Source organism: Rhodococcus sp. T7, assembly GCF_009872365.1.
Taxonomy (GTDB): Bacteria; Actinomycetota; Actinomycetes; order Mycobacteriales; family Mycobacteriaceae; genus Rhodococcus_F.
This window is the reverse complement of the sequence record NZ_WXYH01000389.1, coordinates 395,754-411,258: the sequence shown is the minus strand read 5'-3', so window position 1 is coordinate 411,258 and position 15,505 is coordinate 395,754. Positions and strand designations below refer to the sequence as shown.

Sequence of the window (15,505 nt, the reverse complement as noted above, 5' to 3'; positions counted from 1 at the left end):
GCCGGAACCCCGGCCGACACGCCCCAGGGTGGGGAATTACGTGACGGCCGGGTGGGGAATTACGTGACGGACAAACCCCTCAACCTGGGGAATTACATGACCGCTGACAAAATACCGTGGTCGCGATCTGTTCGTCGTACACGTGACGACGTCAGGGAGCGGTGGCAGCATTCACCAGGTGCGGGACATCGCCGTCATCGACACGAGCACCGGAAGGTACTGGAACATTACCTCTCCGAGTCACAGCGAGCTCACTGCGGACGCGAGTGCGGTACTCGGCCTCCGGACTCGCACGAGGACGCATGGAGGGGCACATCGCTGGCGGATTCCACGGCGACGCGCACACGCAATTGCTCACCCGACTGCTCGCCGAGGTCAACCTCTCCCCCACCTGGCATCAGAGCGCTGATATCAGGAAACTGACAGCTGGCGCTCTAGGGATACCACCGACCCACACACCACTGCGGAACAGACATGCAACCTCTCTGCTGGGGCGTTTCCCTCCGAAACGCCCGCCACAGCGCCGCTCAGATGGCAAAGGCGGCCGCCGCTTGCTTCGACGCGCTCGAACATTTCGCAGCTGCAGGTCGGACTGCCACTGGCGACCCGATGACGAACTGAGCGACAGATGCCCCGACGCGATCTCCAGATCCCACCGCGAATCCCGAATCCTCCGGCGCCTTCGCGGTCGTCACATTGCGGGGTTGTGGGTTTCTTGCGGCCCTATTTCGTTAGCGCGATCGATGGTTTGGCCGCGACCGGGACGACTGTCCACTCACTTCTGGCCGTCCCCGTCGCTGTTGCGCCGATGATTGTTCTCGCGCTCTGGGTAGTAGTCGCAAACAAGAAGTAGGGCTCGTCGGCGCTACTCTGCCGCCTGTGTGCGTTCGTCGTCCCCGAAGAAGTATCCGGTCAGAGCCGCTGTGATCAGATGGGACCGCGACTTCGCGGCGAGATCGACGACGAGTTGATCAATGACGTCGAAGTCGGACTTGAACAGGCGGTATGTCACTTGCGTTTCAGAATCGTCACGTGACGATTTGGGGCGAATGCCACGGGGCGCGAAGAGCCCTCCCCCGATTCGTCCACCGGGGTACAACAGCTCGGGTAGACGCTCATGCGTCGCCTCGATCGCGACAATGAAGATCTGACCGTTGGTCATTCCCGTTTGCTCACGAAGCTGCTCAAGCTTTGCGTGGCACTTTGCCGGAACCCGAACGCTTGACGACTTCCCACCGCCGTCCGCGTCTGCCACCGACCCACGCTCAGGTGGCGCTTCGCGATTCGGTTCAACTTCCACATCATCAGATCCCTCGATGTACTGGGATGCGATGTGTTCGACCGATCGAGCAGCCGGCGATCGAAAGGTCGAAGCCAACGGACGGTGTTCCCCAGTGGCTTGAGGTCGACCATGTTCCTGCGTCACGACGATGTACTCCGATGCTGAACAGGGAGCGAGAGGCACTCGCTCGTACCCAAATGATCTTGATGTGTTTTATACAGCCCGCCCTGGACTACTCGGCTCGGCGGTACATACCGTCAACAGTGCCCTAGGAGCGCACCTTCAACGTGAAACGCGATGTTATATGAACAACATAGACCAACTCATGCCTATACCAAAGAGAGCAGTGCGGACGTACATGCCTCCACAGTTGATTCACATGCATACCCGTCCCAGTGTCGTACCAATATCATCCCAAAATAGCGATGAAACAATTTTCGAGATGTTTCTATGCAATCTTGATAGCCAGCACACGCAATCTTGCCAGTCTCATGGGATGCAGATGGGACGGCCTAGAGATTGGTTCGAACTAATATTGATTGCTTTCCGCTTTCCTATCCTTTCACGTTCGGGATACCTTGTTTGGGAACTGCATCTACCACTTAGAAGAATTCGGGACGATTGCGTAACGATGGGTGACACCCACACCGCATGATGGCATCATGTTCATATGACGGTGCCAAATGGCGAGGGCCTTGAGCTTGGCCTTCCGTGGGTCGAGGATCTGCGCTGGCACCGCGATCAATGTAGGCAGTCTCGCTTCCAATGGAGCGGCAGTGAGGCGCTTCTCGCGGCCACAGAGTTCACCCGCGGCCGCCACGACTTCACCTCCCTGATGGATCTGCGCGAGCTGAACGAGGGCCGGCGCGCTGCCACCGAGTACGCCGCAGTCTGTCAACGCGCGTTCGGCGAGGCAGTCAGGCAAGCCCGACGGGCTATCTGTCCCACCTCCTGGGTGACTGTCGCCGCCGAACTGGACTCGACGGTCGACGACTGCTCGGCCAGCTCACACTTTGCGACCTGGTCAAGCCCTGCAGATAGAACAAATGCCCAGGTGGATCGGGTTCATCGCATCGTCGATGGTCTCTACTTCTCGAACCCTCTGATTCGGGCATGGGAGCTCAAGCAGCTCTGGGACCTGTACAAGGCCGCCGAGAACATCCTCGAAGACACCGTGATCGACCTCGTCGTCGAGCTCGACAGACAGCGACGCGCTCAGGACATCGCCGATGCGATCGGCGTCATCACTATCGCGGGCCTCCACCATCGAATCAGCCTCCAACGAAGCCGGCGCGGCACGGTCGGCGATCCCCGCAGACGACCGAATCAGTACAGGTAGGACACAGTTCTGCGAGCGTTTCACGCATGTGTTCACGCAAGTGATTCCCTATATCTTCACGCGAACGGGACTTCTCACCTTTCACGCTGTCAGGCCTCGCACTCAACGTTCGATCCGCAGAGCCTTCCGGTCGGGTGCCAGCTCGATCTCACGCACTGCACCTAGCGCCCAGTTGCGGTACTCGGTCACGCATCTCATTCGGTTTACCCCCTCGCACTCGGACCCGCAGCGAGGGCACGTATCGGTTCACGTATTACAACCAGTGATGTTGTCCGCATAAGCGACAGGATTAGTTCACGTGCAAGCACCTGCACTGGTCTCCCGCGTCTAATCACGCCCGTGTGCACGTGTTGACACAAGCATGTAGCCACGTTCGGGCCATCGCAGAAGATCACGCATCTGTCCACGTAGTTTGTCCCACTTGACATCCGGCAGTCTGTCCCGCGTTTGTTCATGCTGATGGTCACGCGGTATGACACGCAATGCTTCACGCATGCTCTCACGCGACGTCTCACGCGTGTCTTCCTACGTAAGTCAACGCAGGACAACTAGGTGCTCGTCACGCGTTTAATACCGCCAGAGTTCACGCGTGCCATGCCGCATGTCCTCACGTAGGTTAACCAGCGTGTCGCCATGCGTATGACCACGCCGATTGACCTGCCGAATGACACACTTGATTCCACGCTGGTATTCATGCCGATCACCACGTCTACTATCACGCCAGTTACCAGGCATGATGACCTGCCGAACTACCTGCGTTGCCTCATACGGTTGCGCCCGTTGTATCTCACGCGTTTGCTCACGCAGATCTACCTACGGTCTGCCCCGCGTGGCATACGGCAAGTTGTCCAGGAATCCTGCTAGCTTCACTGGGGAACCACTCGTCACAACCAAAGTCCAATGGGAGAACTGCCATGTCCATGCACGTCGTCGAGACCTCAACTGCAGAGCAGCAGGAACTGCCGGTGTCGTTCGGATTCTTCAACGGCAAGGGGGGAGTGGGAAAGACAAGCTGTGCCGCCAACTGCGGCGGACTCCTTGCCGCCGCCGGATACCGAGTTCTGATCGGTGACTTCGACCCCCAGGGGAACCTGTGCCGCGATCTGGGCTACGACAAGCGTGACGGATCCGAACTGTTCACCGCGCTCCTGCAAGGGTCCGCGCCTCCGATCGTCCACAATGTCGGCGGCCGCGAGAATCTCGATGTGGTGCCGGGTGGTCCCGCGATGTTCGACCTGGCTGCCGTCATGGTTTCCCGCCAGCAGCGTCAGGGTGGTAAGCGGCTCGGACAGCTCGTTCGCGCCATGCTCCTGCAGGTTGCGCATAACTATGACGTGATCATCTTCGACACTCCGCCCGGTGATTTGACCATCATGGAGGCATTGATGGAGGTCGTCCAGGCTGTGGTCATCCCAGTCAGGGCGGACGACGCAAGCCTCGACGGGTTGGAAACAATTGCCGGCCAGTTCTCGGCGACACGCGATGGTGATCCAGACCGTAATCTACCGGCTGTCAACCCACGGCTGCAGTTGGCAGGTATTTGCCTGTTCGGTGTGGGTTCGCGTTCAACCAAGCTCACGGCGAAGATCCGCCAATCCGTCAACGAGATGATCGGGGATGCCGCCCCCATCTTCGAATCCCGGATCCGGACGATGGAATCTACGGCCTACGATGCCCGCCGGGAGGGCTTGCTGGTCCATGAGCTGGAACAGCAGACCGAAGTCGCCAAAGTCGCACGTTTCGCCGCACTGAAGAAGGGCGCCAAACCGACGGATCAGATACTTTCGCGCAATGCGTCCGGGTTGGCCGAGGACTACGCAGAACTGACACGCGAAATCCTCGTTCGTCTGTCGACCATCAGCGAGGAGGTGGCATCGGCATGACCGAAACCAGCACTCCCCGCCGCAAGAGCCTTGCCAGTGCTTTCGCTCCGAAAGGTAACCGAGCGGAGGGTTTAGCCGGCCTCCTTCCGACTGCAGGCAACCCCACCCAGCCTCGGCGCTCTACCCCGATCACCGAGGTAGAACCAGCCGCGGAGGAGTCTCGGCATGTCGAGAAGGCGCCTGCAGCGCAGGAGCCGCCACAAGCTCAGGCCCAACCACCCGCTCCTACCACTACGGCGCCCATTCGCTCCGAGCCGGCTCGTAAACCAGAACCGACCCCACCACCTGCACCCGTCGAAAAGCAGGATCCAATCTATGAGCCTGTCCCGGACCCGACCCCGGTCCTCGACGATGATGTCGAACCTTCGACGGAAACCGGGAAGGTGACCGTGACGGCTTACCTGGATCGCACCACGCGTGATGCACTGCAGAGCCGCGCGGCCGAAAGTAGGTGTGATCACGCTGATGTGGCTATCGAGGCCTTCGATTCTGTTGGGATCGCGGGACTTCGCAGCCTGTTCCAGCCGGTGGCCCGGCGATCCGCAGCCGGGATCCCGATGCATCAGGAGCCATTCGCGGTCAAGGGTCCCGTTGAGACGTGGTTCCGGTTCACGACGGCACAGAGGGACTGGCTTGACGCTCAGGTGAAGGTGGTGGGATCGAAGTCCCGAAGCCGGCTTCTCGCTGGCGTCTTGTCGCTGCATCTTCGGACGGCGTCTCGGTAGTGACGATGGGGTAGGGCGGTGGGGGAGTAGAACCTCGCCGCCCTACCTCTTGATCGCTTCCCGAAAGCTCAGCGGTGGTGCGTGCGAAGGCACTTCAGGTGTCTTTGAACCCACTCCCCACCCCACTCCCCACCCCACTCCCCACCGTAGTGGGGAGTGGATTTTACCGTTTGATCAGGTATTTCTTCCCAATCCCCCCACTCCCCACCGAGTCGCCCCGCAGGTCACACGTAGGGGTTGTTGTTCATCTGAAACCGCGGTCGGGCGAGTTTGGTCAAACAGTCCATGCACCGCGGCATGATGCGGCGACGAAGATTTTGTTTCCCATCTGTCACACAGCGCTGGGTCGAAGGATCTTCCTCAAACCAGAAGCGGATTTTTGGTGAAGGTGAGGGGATGCACGATGAACGGCGACACACCGACAACACGTCATTCAACGTTTCCGAAGCAGTTTCTGTTTAGGCTCTTCGCATGGGACGGCCACACAAGGGAACGCGCAAGTGCATATCAGTTCGTGCACCCCTTCAACAGCACAGCTTCTACGAAGCACGCGCCGAAGAGCTCGGACTCGAGCTCGGCGACTACGCCCTGCTCGTCATGGCCCGTGCGTACAACCTGGATGTCCCCGACTACATCCTCAAGAAGTTGGACCCGGAAAAACTACGGGCGCACGACGAGCGCTATGCGGTCTCCGATTCGTCCGACAACGAACTTTCAATCTCGGCATGACCTGGCCATAGATAGCGAAAGACCCCCACTGCTTGCCGGCCTGCGGGGGTCCTTCGTTCCGTTGATTACGAACTGAGTCCTGGAGGGGACCTGGTTCATAAATACGAGTCCTGGAGGGGACCTGTGCCCATACTAACCCGGGCCGCACCGCGCTTGCCAGATCTCGTGGCGCGTGTGTCTGAGGCGGCTTCGTGACTGCTATCACTGCTGGAACCATTCAGATCGGTCGGATGTCGTCATTCGACCGGGTTCGTGCTGCTGCCGAACGCAATGGCGGGGTCAACGAACGCGGCTCGACCCAACTGATGGCGCGGTGCCCGATCCATGGAGACCGTCACGCGTCGATGTCCGTGACCTGGGTCGATGGGCATAGGGGAGGAATGGTGCTGCTTCACTGCCACGGCTGTGAAGCTCCCGTCTCGGAGATCGCCGAGGGTCTGGGTTTGTCGATGACGGACCTCTTCGACGAACCGCTGCCTGATCGCGATGCGCTTACACGCGTAGGCCGATCTCCCCGACGACGTGGTGCCGGGCGGCGCCGGCCGAAGGGTGGACGACTTCCCGCCCGGATCGCGCTTCCGGACGTGACACCTGATGCTCAACACCGGTGGGATCGAGTCAAGGTCTACTCGTATGTATCTGCAGACGGCACTTTGGTGCAGGAGGTAATCCGCGAGGAATGCACGAGCTGTGAAGCTGGCCGGCACAAGCAGTTCCGACAGATTTTCGTGGATGCCGCAGGGACCCGGCTCAGACGTAAGCCGGAGGGTTTTGAACCGGTCTTGTATCGACTCCCGGAACTGCTGTCAGCAATCTCGAGCCATTCGCCTGTGTGGTTACTCGAGGGGGAGAAGGATGTCGAGACAGCCGAGTCGCTTGGACTGGTTGCCACGACCAATGCTCAAGGCGGACTGAACTTCCCTCTCTCATGTGCTGACCTTTTCGAAGGCGCTGAGGTTCGCATCGTGCTCGATCGCGACTCCGTCGGATGGAAGCGAGGTATCGAACTCGCATCTCTGTTGGGTGGCAGTGGCGCCCAGGTCCAGCTCTTGCTGTCCGCAACGGCGGAACCCAAATCTGATTTTACTGACCACGTCGATGACGGACATTGGTCGACCGACTCGATGTGGGGTGGCCTCATCCCTGTTCGGGCTGGGGAAGTCGCTGCCCACGGCTTCGCTGCCGACGTAATCGAGAAGCAAGCACTAATCGAACTTGCGCTGGCAGAGGCGACCGCCAGAGTTGATCGTGCAAGTGAGCGGGACGGAGACGAAGAGTTCCGACGCGCACAGCGGTGGGCGCTCGAATCGGAGCGACGTTTCGAGGATCTGACTGAACTTCTGGACAAAGTTCGACAGCAGGCCGCGGCTGAAGGCACCGATTGGGCGGGAGAAGCGGTCGAGAATGCCATGACCGCATGGCGTGCCGCGCTCGTTGCAGCTCGGGCCACACACGATGTCGCGCGAGTTCCTGTTCCACCGATTCTGCAAGATCCCGAGCTTGAGCCCGTACCGGGTGCGGTTCAGGACTCGCTCAGCCCCGTTGATTCACAGCGGGTCTGGTCCGACTCGGAGAGTCTGGCTACGCCGCTGAACAGCATCCGGGGGCGCAATGTTATTGCTCCGGTGTATCGGATCATTGATGGGAACTTGGTCGAAATCGTCACGACCAAGAGCGGTGATCAACAGGCGAAACTCGTACTGGACCTCGATGCGCGGATCGTTGAGATGGAGTATCTCGAAGTTGCCGATGCGGGTATCGACGTCGACGAGCCGGAGTTGATGGGTCGAGCAGCGATGGCCGGTCAGAGTGAAGTCAACCCCGCCGCACCTCAAGAACTCACCGCGGTGGTTATCGGCTACACCCATCCGGAGAGCCGAGAGTTTCTGCGGATCCGGATTCCGGCGAAGGAGTACCGGGATTGCGGCTGGGTCGATACCTTGCCGGGTCCGCCTGCCTACGACTCTCGCCCCAGCGGAGTGGCGAAGCTGCGAGATGCACTCAAGGGCGCAGGTGGGCGCGAAATCCGACGGGTGGTGCGATACCGCTCGACAGGGTGGCGCCGCGATGATCAGGGCAAGTGGTTCTTCGTTCATGCTGGGGGAGCCATCGACGAGAATGGCGGACGGGTAGCCCCTGTTCTGCTGACCGGCCCCCTGAAGATGTATGACCTTCCCGCACCGACGCCCGACCCGGTAAGGATCCGAGAAGCATTCCTTCGTCATTCCGGCTCGATGCTCGAACGCACCCCGACGCGAGTTTCGGCCGCTCTACTTGGGCAGGTATTCAGGTCCGCATTGGGTCCGAACCCGTGGGTTCTTACGTTGGTCGGATCGCCTAACAGCTACAAGACCTCACTCGCGTCATTGGCGATGCACCACTGGGGAGAGAAATGGGATCGCCGGCGACCGGCGACATCGATGTCGGGCAACGGCGACACATTGAATGCATTGCGGATCAAGCTTAACGCCGCAAAAGATGCTCTGTACTGGGCGGACGATGTCGCACCAACCCGAGACTTCGGGACTGCGCAGAAGGCGCTCGAAGAGTTCGCTCGCATGGTGCACAACGGTGAGCAACGCTCGAGAAGCACACGTGATGGTCTAGGGGTTCTGGACGGAACCCCGCCCCGCGCGTCTGCTTTGGTCACCTCCGAGATCATGCCGCGGCCAGGATCTGCAGCTCAGCGGATGCTCGTGGTGCCGCTGCAGGCGCGGGAAATCGAACTGAACGTTTTGAAGGAACTCGATACTGCGCATTCCCGTCATGGCCGCGCCTTGTTGATGGCCACGTACCTGCAATGGTTATGCCCTCGGTTGGACATTGTCCGCGCCGAGGCGTTCGCCGAAGGTGAGCGGTATAGCGAGCGTTTGCGCACGAGCGGCGAAAGTGTTCGTCAGGCAGACGCTTTGGGGTCTCTGTGGGCGGGCTGGCATGCGATGTCACGTTTCCTTGTTGATGTAGGGGCGTTAACGGAGAACGAAGTCGCGCAGGTCGGGGACCTGGTCACGATGGGCTTGTCTGATGCCGCTGCTGCGGCGACTGACCCAGATCTGCCAATGCGGACCGGTGCGCGAGTACGGGAGTTGTTGGTACACGCACTGAGAAATGGTCACGCCTACGTGGAGGACGTCGACACCGGGCAAGCTCCATCGGATTGGTCGATGGCGGCATGTCTTGGATGGCGGCGCAGTGTGGTGGGTGAAACATCCGACGGCACCCCTCGATGGCGTGCGGAAGGTCGTGGCGTTCGATTGGGATATGTCGTGGCCAACCCGCGGCCGTGCGATGGTCAACCACAAGTCTTGTTGGACCCGATGGCCCTCGAACAGGTGTTGAAAGCCACTGGTCAGACGATGACCGATACCTTGCAGATCGATCGCGGTACCGCCTTGAGGGCTCTCTATGACGAGGGCGTGCTGATCGCGGAGGAACGGAAAGGCAGAATGCCGCGGTACACGGTGCAGCGGATGGTCAAGTGCGAAAACCGCAGGCAGCGCATGGTTGCACTGCGGCTGCACAAGTTGCTCGGTAGCGATGGTCCGGAAGACCAAGTAACCAGCGATGCAGGATCAAGTGACCCGACACTCGGTGGCGATTCCAGCGACTCTTCCACGCCTGTGCCCGGTGGTCCGGCTCTGTTCGATGGTTGGATCGCCGATCTGAACAGTCCAGGGTCCGGCGTAGCTTCGGGTGATTCGTCTAACGAAGTCATGAGCCTGACCAGCTCTCATTCCGAACAGGAGCCTGAGATGGCTATCGAGACCGATGCCGAAGGGCATACCGCTGATGGAGTGCAGATTTCACCGGTTTCCATCTGCGCCCTGTGTGGCGGCGAGGACGCCGGATGGCAGATCGACGGCTTGGTGATGCACCTTCCCTGCTGGTGGCAAAGCACCGCCGCCACCCGATCAGCAGCTGCAGCAACCGGCGACACAGTCGGACAGGTTTCGCCAATGGTGAAGGACGAGCCGGTGGCGGCTCCCGTCGAAACGACGTCTCGTGAGACTGCTGCAGCAACGCCGGCCATCGTCGCGACGGCGGAGACCACGCACCAGCCGACCACGACAACCCCGGCACCGAAACTTGCAGCAGGAGATGCACGGACCACCTTCACCGCACCCGCGGCAGTACTCGACGTCGATGGCGCCTGGCTTCCCGACGGCACCCGTCACGACCTTGCCTCGCAGATCACCCATGTCGGCGATGTCGCGGAGCTCGTAGCGACGTTGAACCTCGGCACGTGGACGTCCGACAAATGGTCGGTGCCTGGGCAGATCTGGATCACCGACGCGATGGCGCAGCACATGGGAATCGACACCAGCAGTCTGGGCAAGCGCAATCGAAACGACAGGCTCAAGGAACTGACCGCACAATCTCCGTTCGTCACAGAGGCTCTCTCCGAGGGCTGGCAGCTCGGCGGCAAGGAGGGGGACCGCCTCGGCACTTGGACGCGAGTGTGGAAAGGTGAAACCCGTGGTGTCTGGGTGACACTGACCTCCGGCATGAGCCAGGACCCCAAGGAGATGCCCATTCTTGGTGACTCGCCGGCACCCGCCACACTGGCGCGACGCCTGTCACTCCTAGCAAATGCTCTGCGTTTCCCCTGGGCTGTGAGCCCGGCATCGACGGGCATCGACCTGATGATCGCCGCCCGGCCGAAGGAATGGAAGCGCGTATTCGCACCCTCCGATGCCGAGTTCGCCAAGAAGTTCCAGATCTTCGAGGCAGATATCGACTGGTCACGGACCTTGTCTGACGACGAAGCGAAGTGCCGTTACGTCCATGCCTTCGACCGCGGCGGTTCGTACGCGGCAGGAATCGCCGGCCTCGAACTTCCGATCGGCGAACCTGCGCATCATTCGAACGGACTACCGTTCGATCGCAAGCTCCCCGGGTACTGGCTCGTGGAGATCCCCGAGTCCGCGGACTGGCGGTTCCCGAATCCTCTCAACCCGATGGGTTTGTCAATTTCCGAGCCGAAGTGGGTGACTACACCCACCCTCGAACGCGCCAGCAGTCTCGGGTACGAACCCGAGATTCTGGAGGCCTACGTGTGGCCTGATCACGGACGGGTCCTCGTCCCGTGGTACGAACGGATCCGGGATGCGCGCATCGCCTTGGACATCAAGGACGATCTCGACGCGCAGTTGGCTCGCGAACAGAACAAAGTCATCTATACGCACACGATCGGCATTCTCAATTCCGATCTGCACTTGGCAGGACGCCCAGGATATTCACCAGAGCGTCACCACCACATCGTCGCCAAGTCGCGGGCCAACATCATGTACCGGATAGCTCAGATCGGCGAAGACACCGGACAATGGCCCGTCGCAGTCACCAAAGACACCGTGCTCTACGTGTCGGATGAATCCGATCCCAAGCTGGCGTGGCCTGGAGGACCGAAGCAATTCGGACGTGGTTTCGGCCAGTACAAGCCGGAAGGATCCGCACTCCTCGCCGAACATCAGCAGTACCTGGACGGCAAGGGCTACCGGGGCAAGTCGGATCTGATCGCACCGGCTGAGTGGATGTCCGCCGGTATCAGCGCGGAAAGTGACTCGTGATGGCACGGAAGCCCCTCAGCCGCACTGCCTATTCGCGGATCGCCGACAGTCTGGCGGACTACGGCTCTGTGGTGGACAACCAGATCAATGTCGTAAGAGCCGCCAAGGAACTCCGTGTAACCCAGACAGCGGTGCGTGAAGTGCTGCGCGCTGAGCGCGGAAAGATGCAATCGGAATTCTTCGGCAAGCTGACCGGACGCCGAGGCTCCGACACTTCCGGTCGACCTGGATCCGCCAACCTCAAGGCTCAGCTACTTGCCGCTTACGGGCCCGGCAAACGGAGCGAAATCAACACTGCCGCCGCAGCACGCGATCTTGGGGTCTCTCGACGCACCGTGGAACGCTGGTTGGCCCCGGAAGGTCGGCAGCGAATCGCCAAACCACGAGCTGAGACCCTCAAAGCCCTAGCCCACAAGGCCAAACGAGCGGCCTCTACGCAGAGCGCACGTCGCGCGGCGATGTCGACTATGCGAAGCAGCAAACAAGGTAAGGCGTTGGCCAAGTACGGCGGCAAGATCAGGATCGATGCTGTTCAGGGTCCGGGACCGCGGGAGTATGCCCGGGATCGGTTGATCACCTTGGCGCTGACGCCTGACCAGGTCGAGGCGATGTGGAGTGCGTATGAACGCGGTGGCGACAAGGGAATGACCGACTGGATGAACACGCGAGCGCAGGACTACGTCGGTGGGTGGGAGTTCTTTCAAATTAACAGCTTCGACGTGGAACGGTAAGTTGTGGTCGTCCATCGAGGGCCTCGCTGGACGCGCAAACGTCTCGAGGCGATGCTCCGGACCTGTTACGGCGAAACTGCACGTGGAAGTGTTGACGTGCAGGCGGTCGCGGACGCTATGCATGTCTCGTCGCGCACCGTTAGGCGATGGTTGGCCGGCTCCAACCGCCGGTTGGCGGCCGTCCCACATCGTCGACTCGAGCAGCTGCGTCTGCCAGCCGCCGAGTCTGAGTTGCGGGGCCGGCAGCAGACCGACTACGCCCGCGAGGCGATCGCCCAGATCGCTCTCCCGAAGGACAAAGGAATTTTGCCTGTTTGGCGTGAGCGGGGTTGGCTCGAACCACACGTCGTGGCGATTCTTGACATCACTGGCAAGCCCTGGAAGCAGATTGTGATCAGCAACGGTTCGGCCCGCTCGATGAGTGAGTTCCGACGCCGCGGCTCCATCGTCGATGTCACGACGGTGCCGACGCGTTTCCATGGTGTCGTGCTTGCTCAGGAAGTGCTCGATGAGATCGAGCCGTGGAGGTTGCACCCGCTACCGGAGTTGCTTCCTCATGGTCGTACGCATGTGTGGTCGAACGACGCGCCGGCAGTCGATCTGTCGGTGTTAGCTGTGTCGAAGGAGTTGAGATGACAAACGAGAAGGAGATGAACATGGACAACGAAGCTAGCTCTGTCGAGAAACGAGCCAAGGCGCTGCTTTCGGAGTTCGTGCTCGATGACAACGCCGAGGGGGCGCACCGTCGTAAGGTCGATCTTTCGTGGTCATCGTCGGGCCGCTCACTGCCGTGATCGATTCGGTGGGGCCGCACCCATGGTTGCGCGTGAAAGATCCGCAGCCGTTGCCCGAGGCATCGAAGCCAGCACTCTTGGCGCGTCAGCTGCGTGAGCTGGACGAGAACAGCCTCGGCCGGCTGATACGCGATCACCTTGTGCCGCTCAGTTCGGACCGCAGTTACCGCACGCGGTGGAACGGATTCTGGTCATCTCTCGGGTTCGACCCGGTGCTGCGTGACCGCGCGACGAGGATCATCAATGGATTTCTCGATCTTGCTGAGGGAGCGCTCGAAGCCAACGATCAGGATGACAATCAAACTAAGCGCACCGAGAAGTTCTTCGATCGGTGTGAGGGTGCGCTCGATCGGATCCTGAAGCGCGAGGACGAACCGCTCGCCTGGGCGGGTGCGGCAGCAATGACGTTCAATCCGCCGGCTCGGGCAGTGATTGACCAGCTCGTGTCTGCAATCGAGAAGCACCGAAGCGATCTGGACAACGAAGCGCTGTGGGCGACACTCGACAGCGTCCGGAAGCAGTCCTTGGGCGGATCTGGACCGCGGAAACGCCGATCTCAGCGTTGAGGGGATAGTCACTCGGTTACAGCGTCAGTCAGTCGCTGAATACCAAACGTCCCCGGCACCCGGGTGTGCCGGGGACGTTTTCGCTGTTCAGGTAGTGTTTTTTCCTACACAAGTGGGTAGATTCGGTGTTGTCCTGCTGACGGGGACGACGGGACGGGGGGACGGGGGCGGACTGACCATCTGCCGTTCACGCTGAGTGTTTTTTTGTGTACTCGGCATGAGTGGCCGGGTTGCTCCGGCCACGTTCACCACTGGTGTGTGGTGTTCCCGCAGCGATACCGTCTGCCCGCTGGTGGCGGGTCTTATGGTTGGTTTCTGTCGGGCTGCTTTTACGTCTCGTCCGCAACTCGCCGGAGACGTGCCATCCTCAACGGACACCGCGAGTGCAGCGAGGTTCAGGGCAGCGTTGTGATCACGATCGCCGCGGTAACCGCAGTGGTCGCAGACGAACACCCGAACATTAAGGGGCAGTTTGGTTTTCACTGCCTGACAGTTCGAGCAGGTCTTACTCGACGGATACCACCGGTCCGCCACATGCAGACCGGTGCCAGTCCAATCGGTCTTGTAAGTCAACTGCCGTCGAATTTCGGCGAGAGCCGCATCACCGATCGCGCGATTCAACCCACGCTTGTAGGCGCCACCGGATCGGCTCATTCCGGAGACATTGAGGTCTTCGACGACGACGGTGTCGTAGACGCGGACGAGTTGGGTGGTGAGTTTGTGAAGGTGGTCGCGGCGACTGTTGGCGACCCTGGCATGTATCCGCTGAATCTGGTCCTGCGTGCGGAGCCACCGATTCGAGGGCTGCTGGCGGGTACGGCGGTCCGGGCCGGTGCGGCGAGCTCCTCGGCGTTGCAGGCGCCGCAGCTTCTTCGCCTGCTTGCGAGCGTGTTTCGGGTTCTCGATCAGTTCACCGGTCGAGAGAACCGCGAGGTGCTTGACCCCCACATCGACCCCGACCACCGATCGCGGACCGGTCGTGGTGGGCGGGAGGGCTCGTGCAGGGAGAAGCGTCTCGACGGAGAACGACACCTGCCAGCGACCCCGCCGGAACGACACAGTCGCCGACCGGATCCGGGCCGTCCCGGCAATGGTTTTACGCGCCAGCTTGCGGGTCGACTCGGCAGTGCGCACCACCCCGATCCGGGGAAGTTGGACATGGCGGCGATCCCCGTCGGTGGTGACCAAGCCGATACAGCCGGTCGTGAACCGGCACGAGGATGCAGCACGTTTGCTCTTGAATCGAGGAAACCTCATCGTCCCCGCACGTTTCCCTGAACGCGCCGCTGACCAGTTCGACAAGGCATTTGCGCAGTTCGCGATCCCGGAACTGTACGCCTCTTTCGAATTCGCCGACCACCACACCTGCCCGGTCTCGGGGTTGACCGCGACGTCGTCCTTGACGGTGTTCCAGTGTTTGCGCAGGCTGTACGCGGACCACGACATCGACGGGGTCAATCCCGCATCCGGAACACCGTAGGATCGTTCCGCGGTCCGTTGATCGAGGTTCGACTTGACCTGCGACAGCGCCCAGTTGTAGGCGAAACGCTGTGCCCCACAATTCGAACGCAACGCCTCGACCTGCCCCGGGGTGGGATCGAGAACGTACACGAACGCCCGGATCACCACCCGAGACGGATCCGGCGCAGCGATGTCGGCAGTGGGATCAGCAAGTGCAGCAGTGGCCGTCATGGGCGGTCCGGCGCGGCGGTCACGGCAGCGGCGTCACTGCGACGGGCACTGCGCTGCCCGTACAGGCGGGCACACCGCAACGTCATCACCTCGGTCATCTCACACACCAGATCATCAGCCTGAATCGCCCCGGGTCTGTCGGAGGCTCTCAAACCTGTGAAGGATGGAGAGCATGGCAGCACCACGGAAGTACAGCG

10 protein-coding genes are annotated in these 15,505 nt (G+C 60.9%); 8 read left to right on the top strand and 2 right to left on the bottom strand.

From position 1 onward, the window contains the following. Positions 1-865: 865 nt before the first annotated feature. Positions 866-1,426, bottom strand: coding sequence for a hypothetical protein (locus MLGJGCBP_RS45930; RefSeq protein ID WP_236580915.1), 561 nt, complete (start codon positions 1,424-1,426; stop codon positions 866-868). Positions 1,427-1,952: 526 nt separating this feature from the next. Here MLGJGCBP_RS45930 and MLGJGCBP_RS45925 point away from each other — a divergent pair. The 8 genes from MLGJGCBP_RS45925 (at position 1,953) to MLGJGCBP_RS45890 (ending at position 13,616) form a co-directional block, all read left to right on the top strand. Then, positions 1,953-2,621, top strand: coding sequence for a hypothetical protein (locus MLGJGCBP_RS45925; protein ID WP_012686738.1), 669 nt, complete (start codon positions 1,953-1,955; stop codon positions 2,619-2,621). Positions 2,622-3,535: 914 nt separating this feature from the next. Then, on the top strand, positions 3,536-4,504 hold the full coding sequence (locus tag MLGJGCBP_RS45920) for a ParA family protein (protein ID WP_005574273.1): 969 nt from the start codon (positions 3,536-3,538) through the stop codon (positions 4,502-4,504). Between the two features lie 1,196 nt (positions 4,505-5,700). After that, entirely contained in the window at positions 5,701-5,958 is a 258-nt protein-coding gene (locus MLGJGCBP_RS45915; RefSeq protein WP_012686736.1) for a hypothetical protein, read from the top strand. Positions 5,959-6,149: 191 nt separating this feature from the next. Then, complete coding sequence (locus MLGJGCBP_RS51035; RefSeq protein ID WP_012686735.1) at positions 6,150-11,525, top strand: telomere-binding protein; 5,376 nt, start codon at positions 6,150-6,152, stop codon at positions 11,523-11,525. Further along, positions 11,525-12,256: a hypothetical protein gene (locus MLGJGCBP_RS45905; RefSeq protein ID WP_012686734.1), complete on the top strand. Its 732-nt coding sequence runs from the start codon at positions 11,525-11,527 to the stop codon at positions 12,254-12,256. Before MLGJGCBP_RS51035 ends, MLGJGCBP_RS45905 begins: the two co-directional genes overlap by 1 nt. Before the next feature lie 150 nt (positions 12,257-12,406). Further along, on the top strand, positions 12,407-12,892 hold the full coding sequence (locus MLGJGCBP_RS45900; protein WP_308821638.1) for a hypothetical protein: 486 nt from the start codon (positions 12,407-12,409) through the stop codon (positions 12,890-12,892). Further along, a complete protein-coding gene (locus MLGJGCBP_RS45895) occupies positions 12,889-13,050 on the top strand; it encodes a hypothetical protein (RefSeq protein ID WP_158306526.1) in 162 nt (53 codons plus the stop codon). Before MLGJGCBP_RS45900 ends, MLGJGCBP_RS45895 begins: the two co-directional genes overlap by 4 nt. Next, positions 13,020-13,616, top strand: a complete 597-nt coding sequence (locus tag MLGJGCBP_RS45890; protein ID WP_012686732.1) for a hypothetical protein — start codon at positions 13,020-13,022, stop codon at positions 13,614-13,616. Before MLGJGCBP_RS45895 ends, MLGJGCBP_RS45890 begins: the two co-directional genes overlap by 31 nt. An 87-nt stretch (positions 13,617-13,703) precedes the next feature. Here the strand turns inward: MLGJGCBP_RS45890 and tnpB are convergent, their stop codons facing one another. Beyond that, positions 13,704-15,308 carry an IS607 family element RNA-guided endonuclease TnpB gene (gene tnpB, locus MLGJGCBP_RS45885; protein ID WP_012686731.1) on the bottom strand — a complete coding sequence of 535 codons (1,605 nt, stop codon included), beginning with the start codon at positions 15,306-15,308 and terminating at the stop codon, positions 13,704-13,706. Positions 15,309-15,505 lie beyond the last annotated feature (197 nt).

Excerpts from the sequence above, each read along its gene's own strand:
- MLGJGCBP_RS45925 (WP_012686738.1), top strand. The coding sequence starts at position 1,953 with ATGACGGTGCCAAATGGCGAGGGCCTTGAGCTTGGCCTTCCGTGGGTC.
- tnpB (WP_012686731.1), bottom strand. The coding sequence starts at position 15,308 with ATGACGGCCACTGCTGCACTTGCTGATCCCACTGCCGACATCGCTGCG.
- MLGJGCBP_RS45920 (WP_005574273.1), top strand. The coding sequence starts at position 3,536 with ATGTCCATGCACGTCGTCGAGACCTCAACTGCAGAGCAGCAGGAACTG.
- MLGJGCBP_RS45905 (WP_012686734.1), top strand. The coding sequence starts at position 11,525 with ATGGCACGGAAGCCCCTCAGCCGCACTGCCTATTCGCGGATCGCCGAC.
- MLGJGCBP_RS45915 (WP_012686736.1), top strand. The coding sequence starts at position 5,701 with ATGGGACGGCCACACAAGGGAACGCGCAAGTGCATATCAGTTCGTGCA.
- MLGJGCBP_RS45895 (WP_158306526.1), top strand. The coding sequence starts at position 12,889 with ATGACAAACGAGAAGGAGATGAACATGGACAACGAAGCTAGCTCTGTC.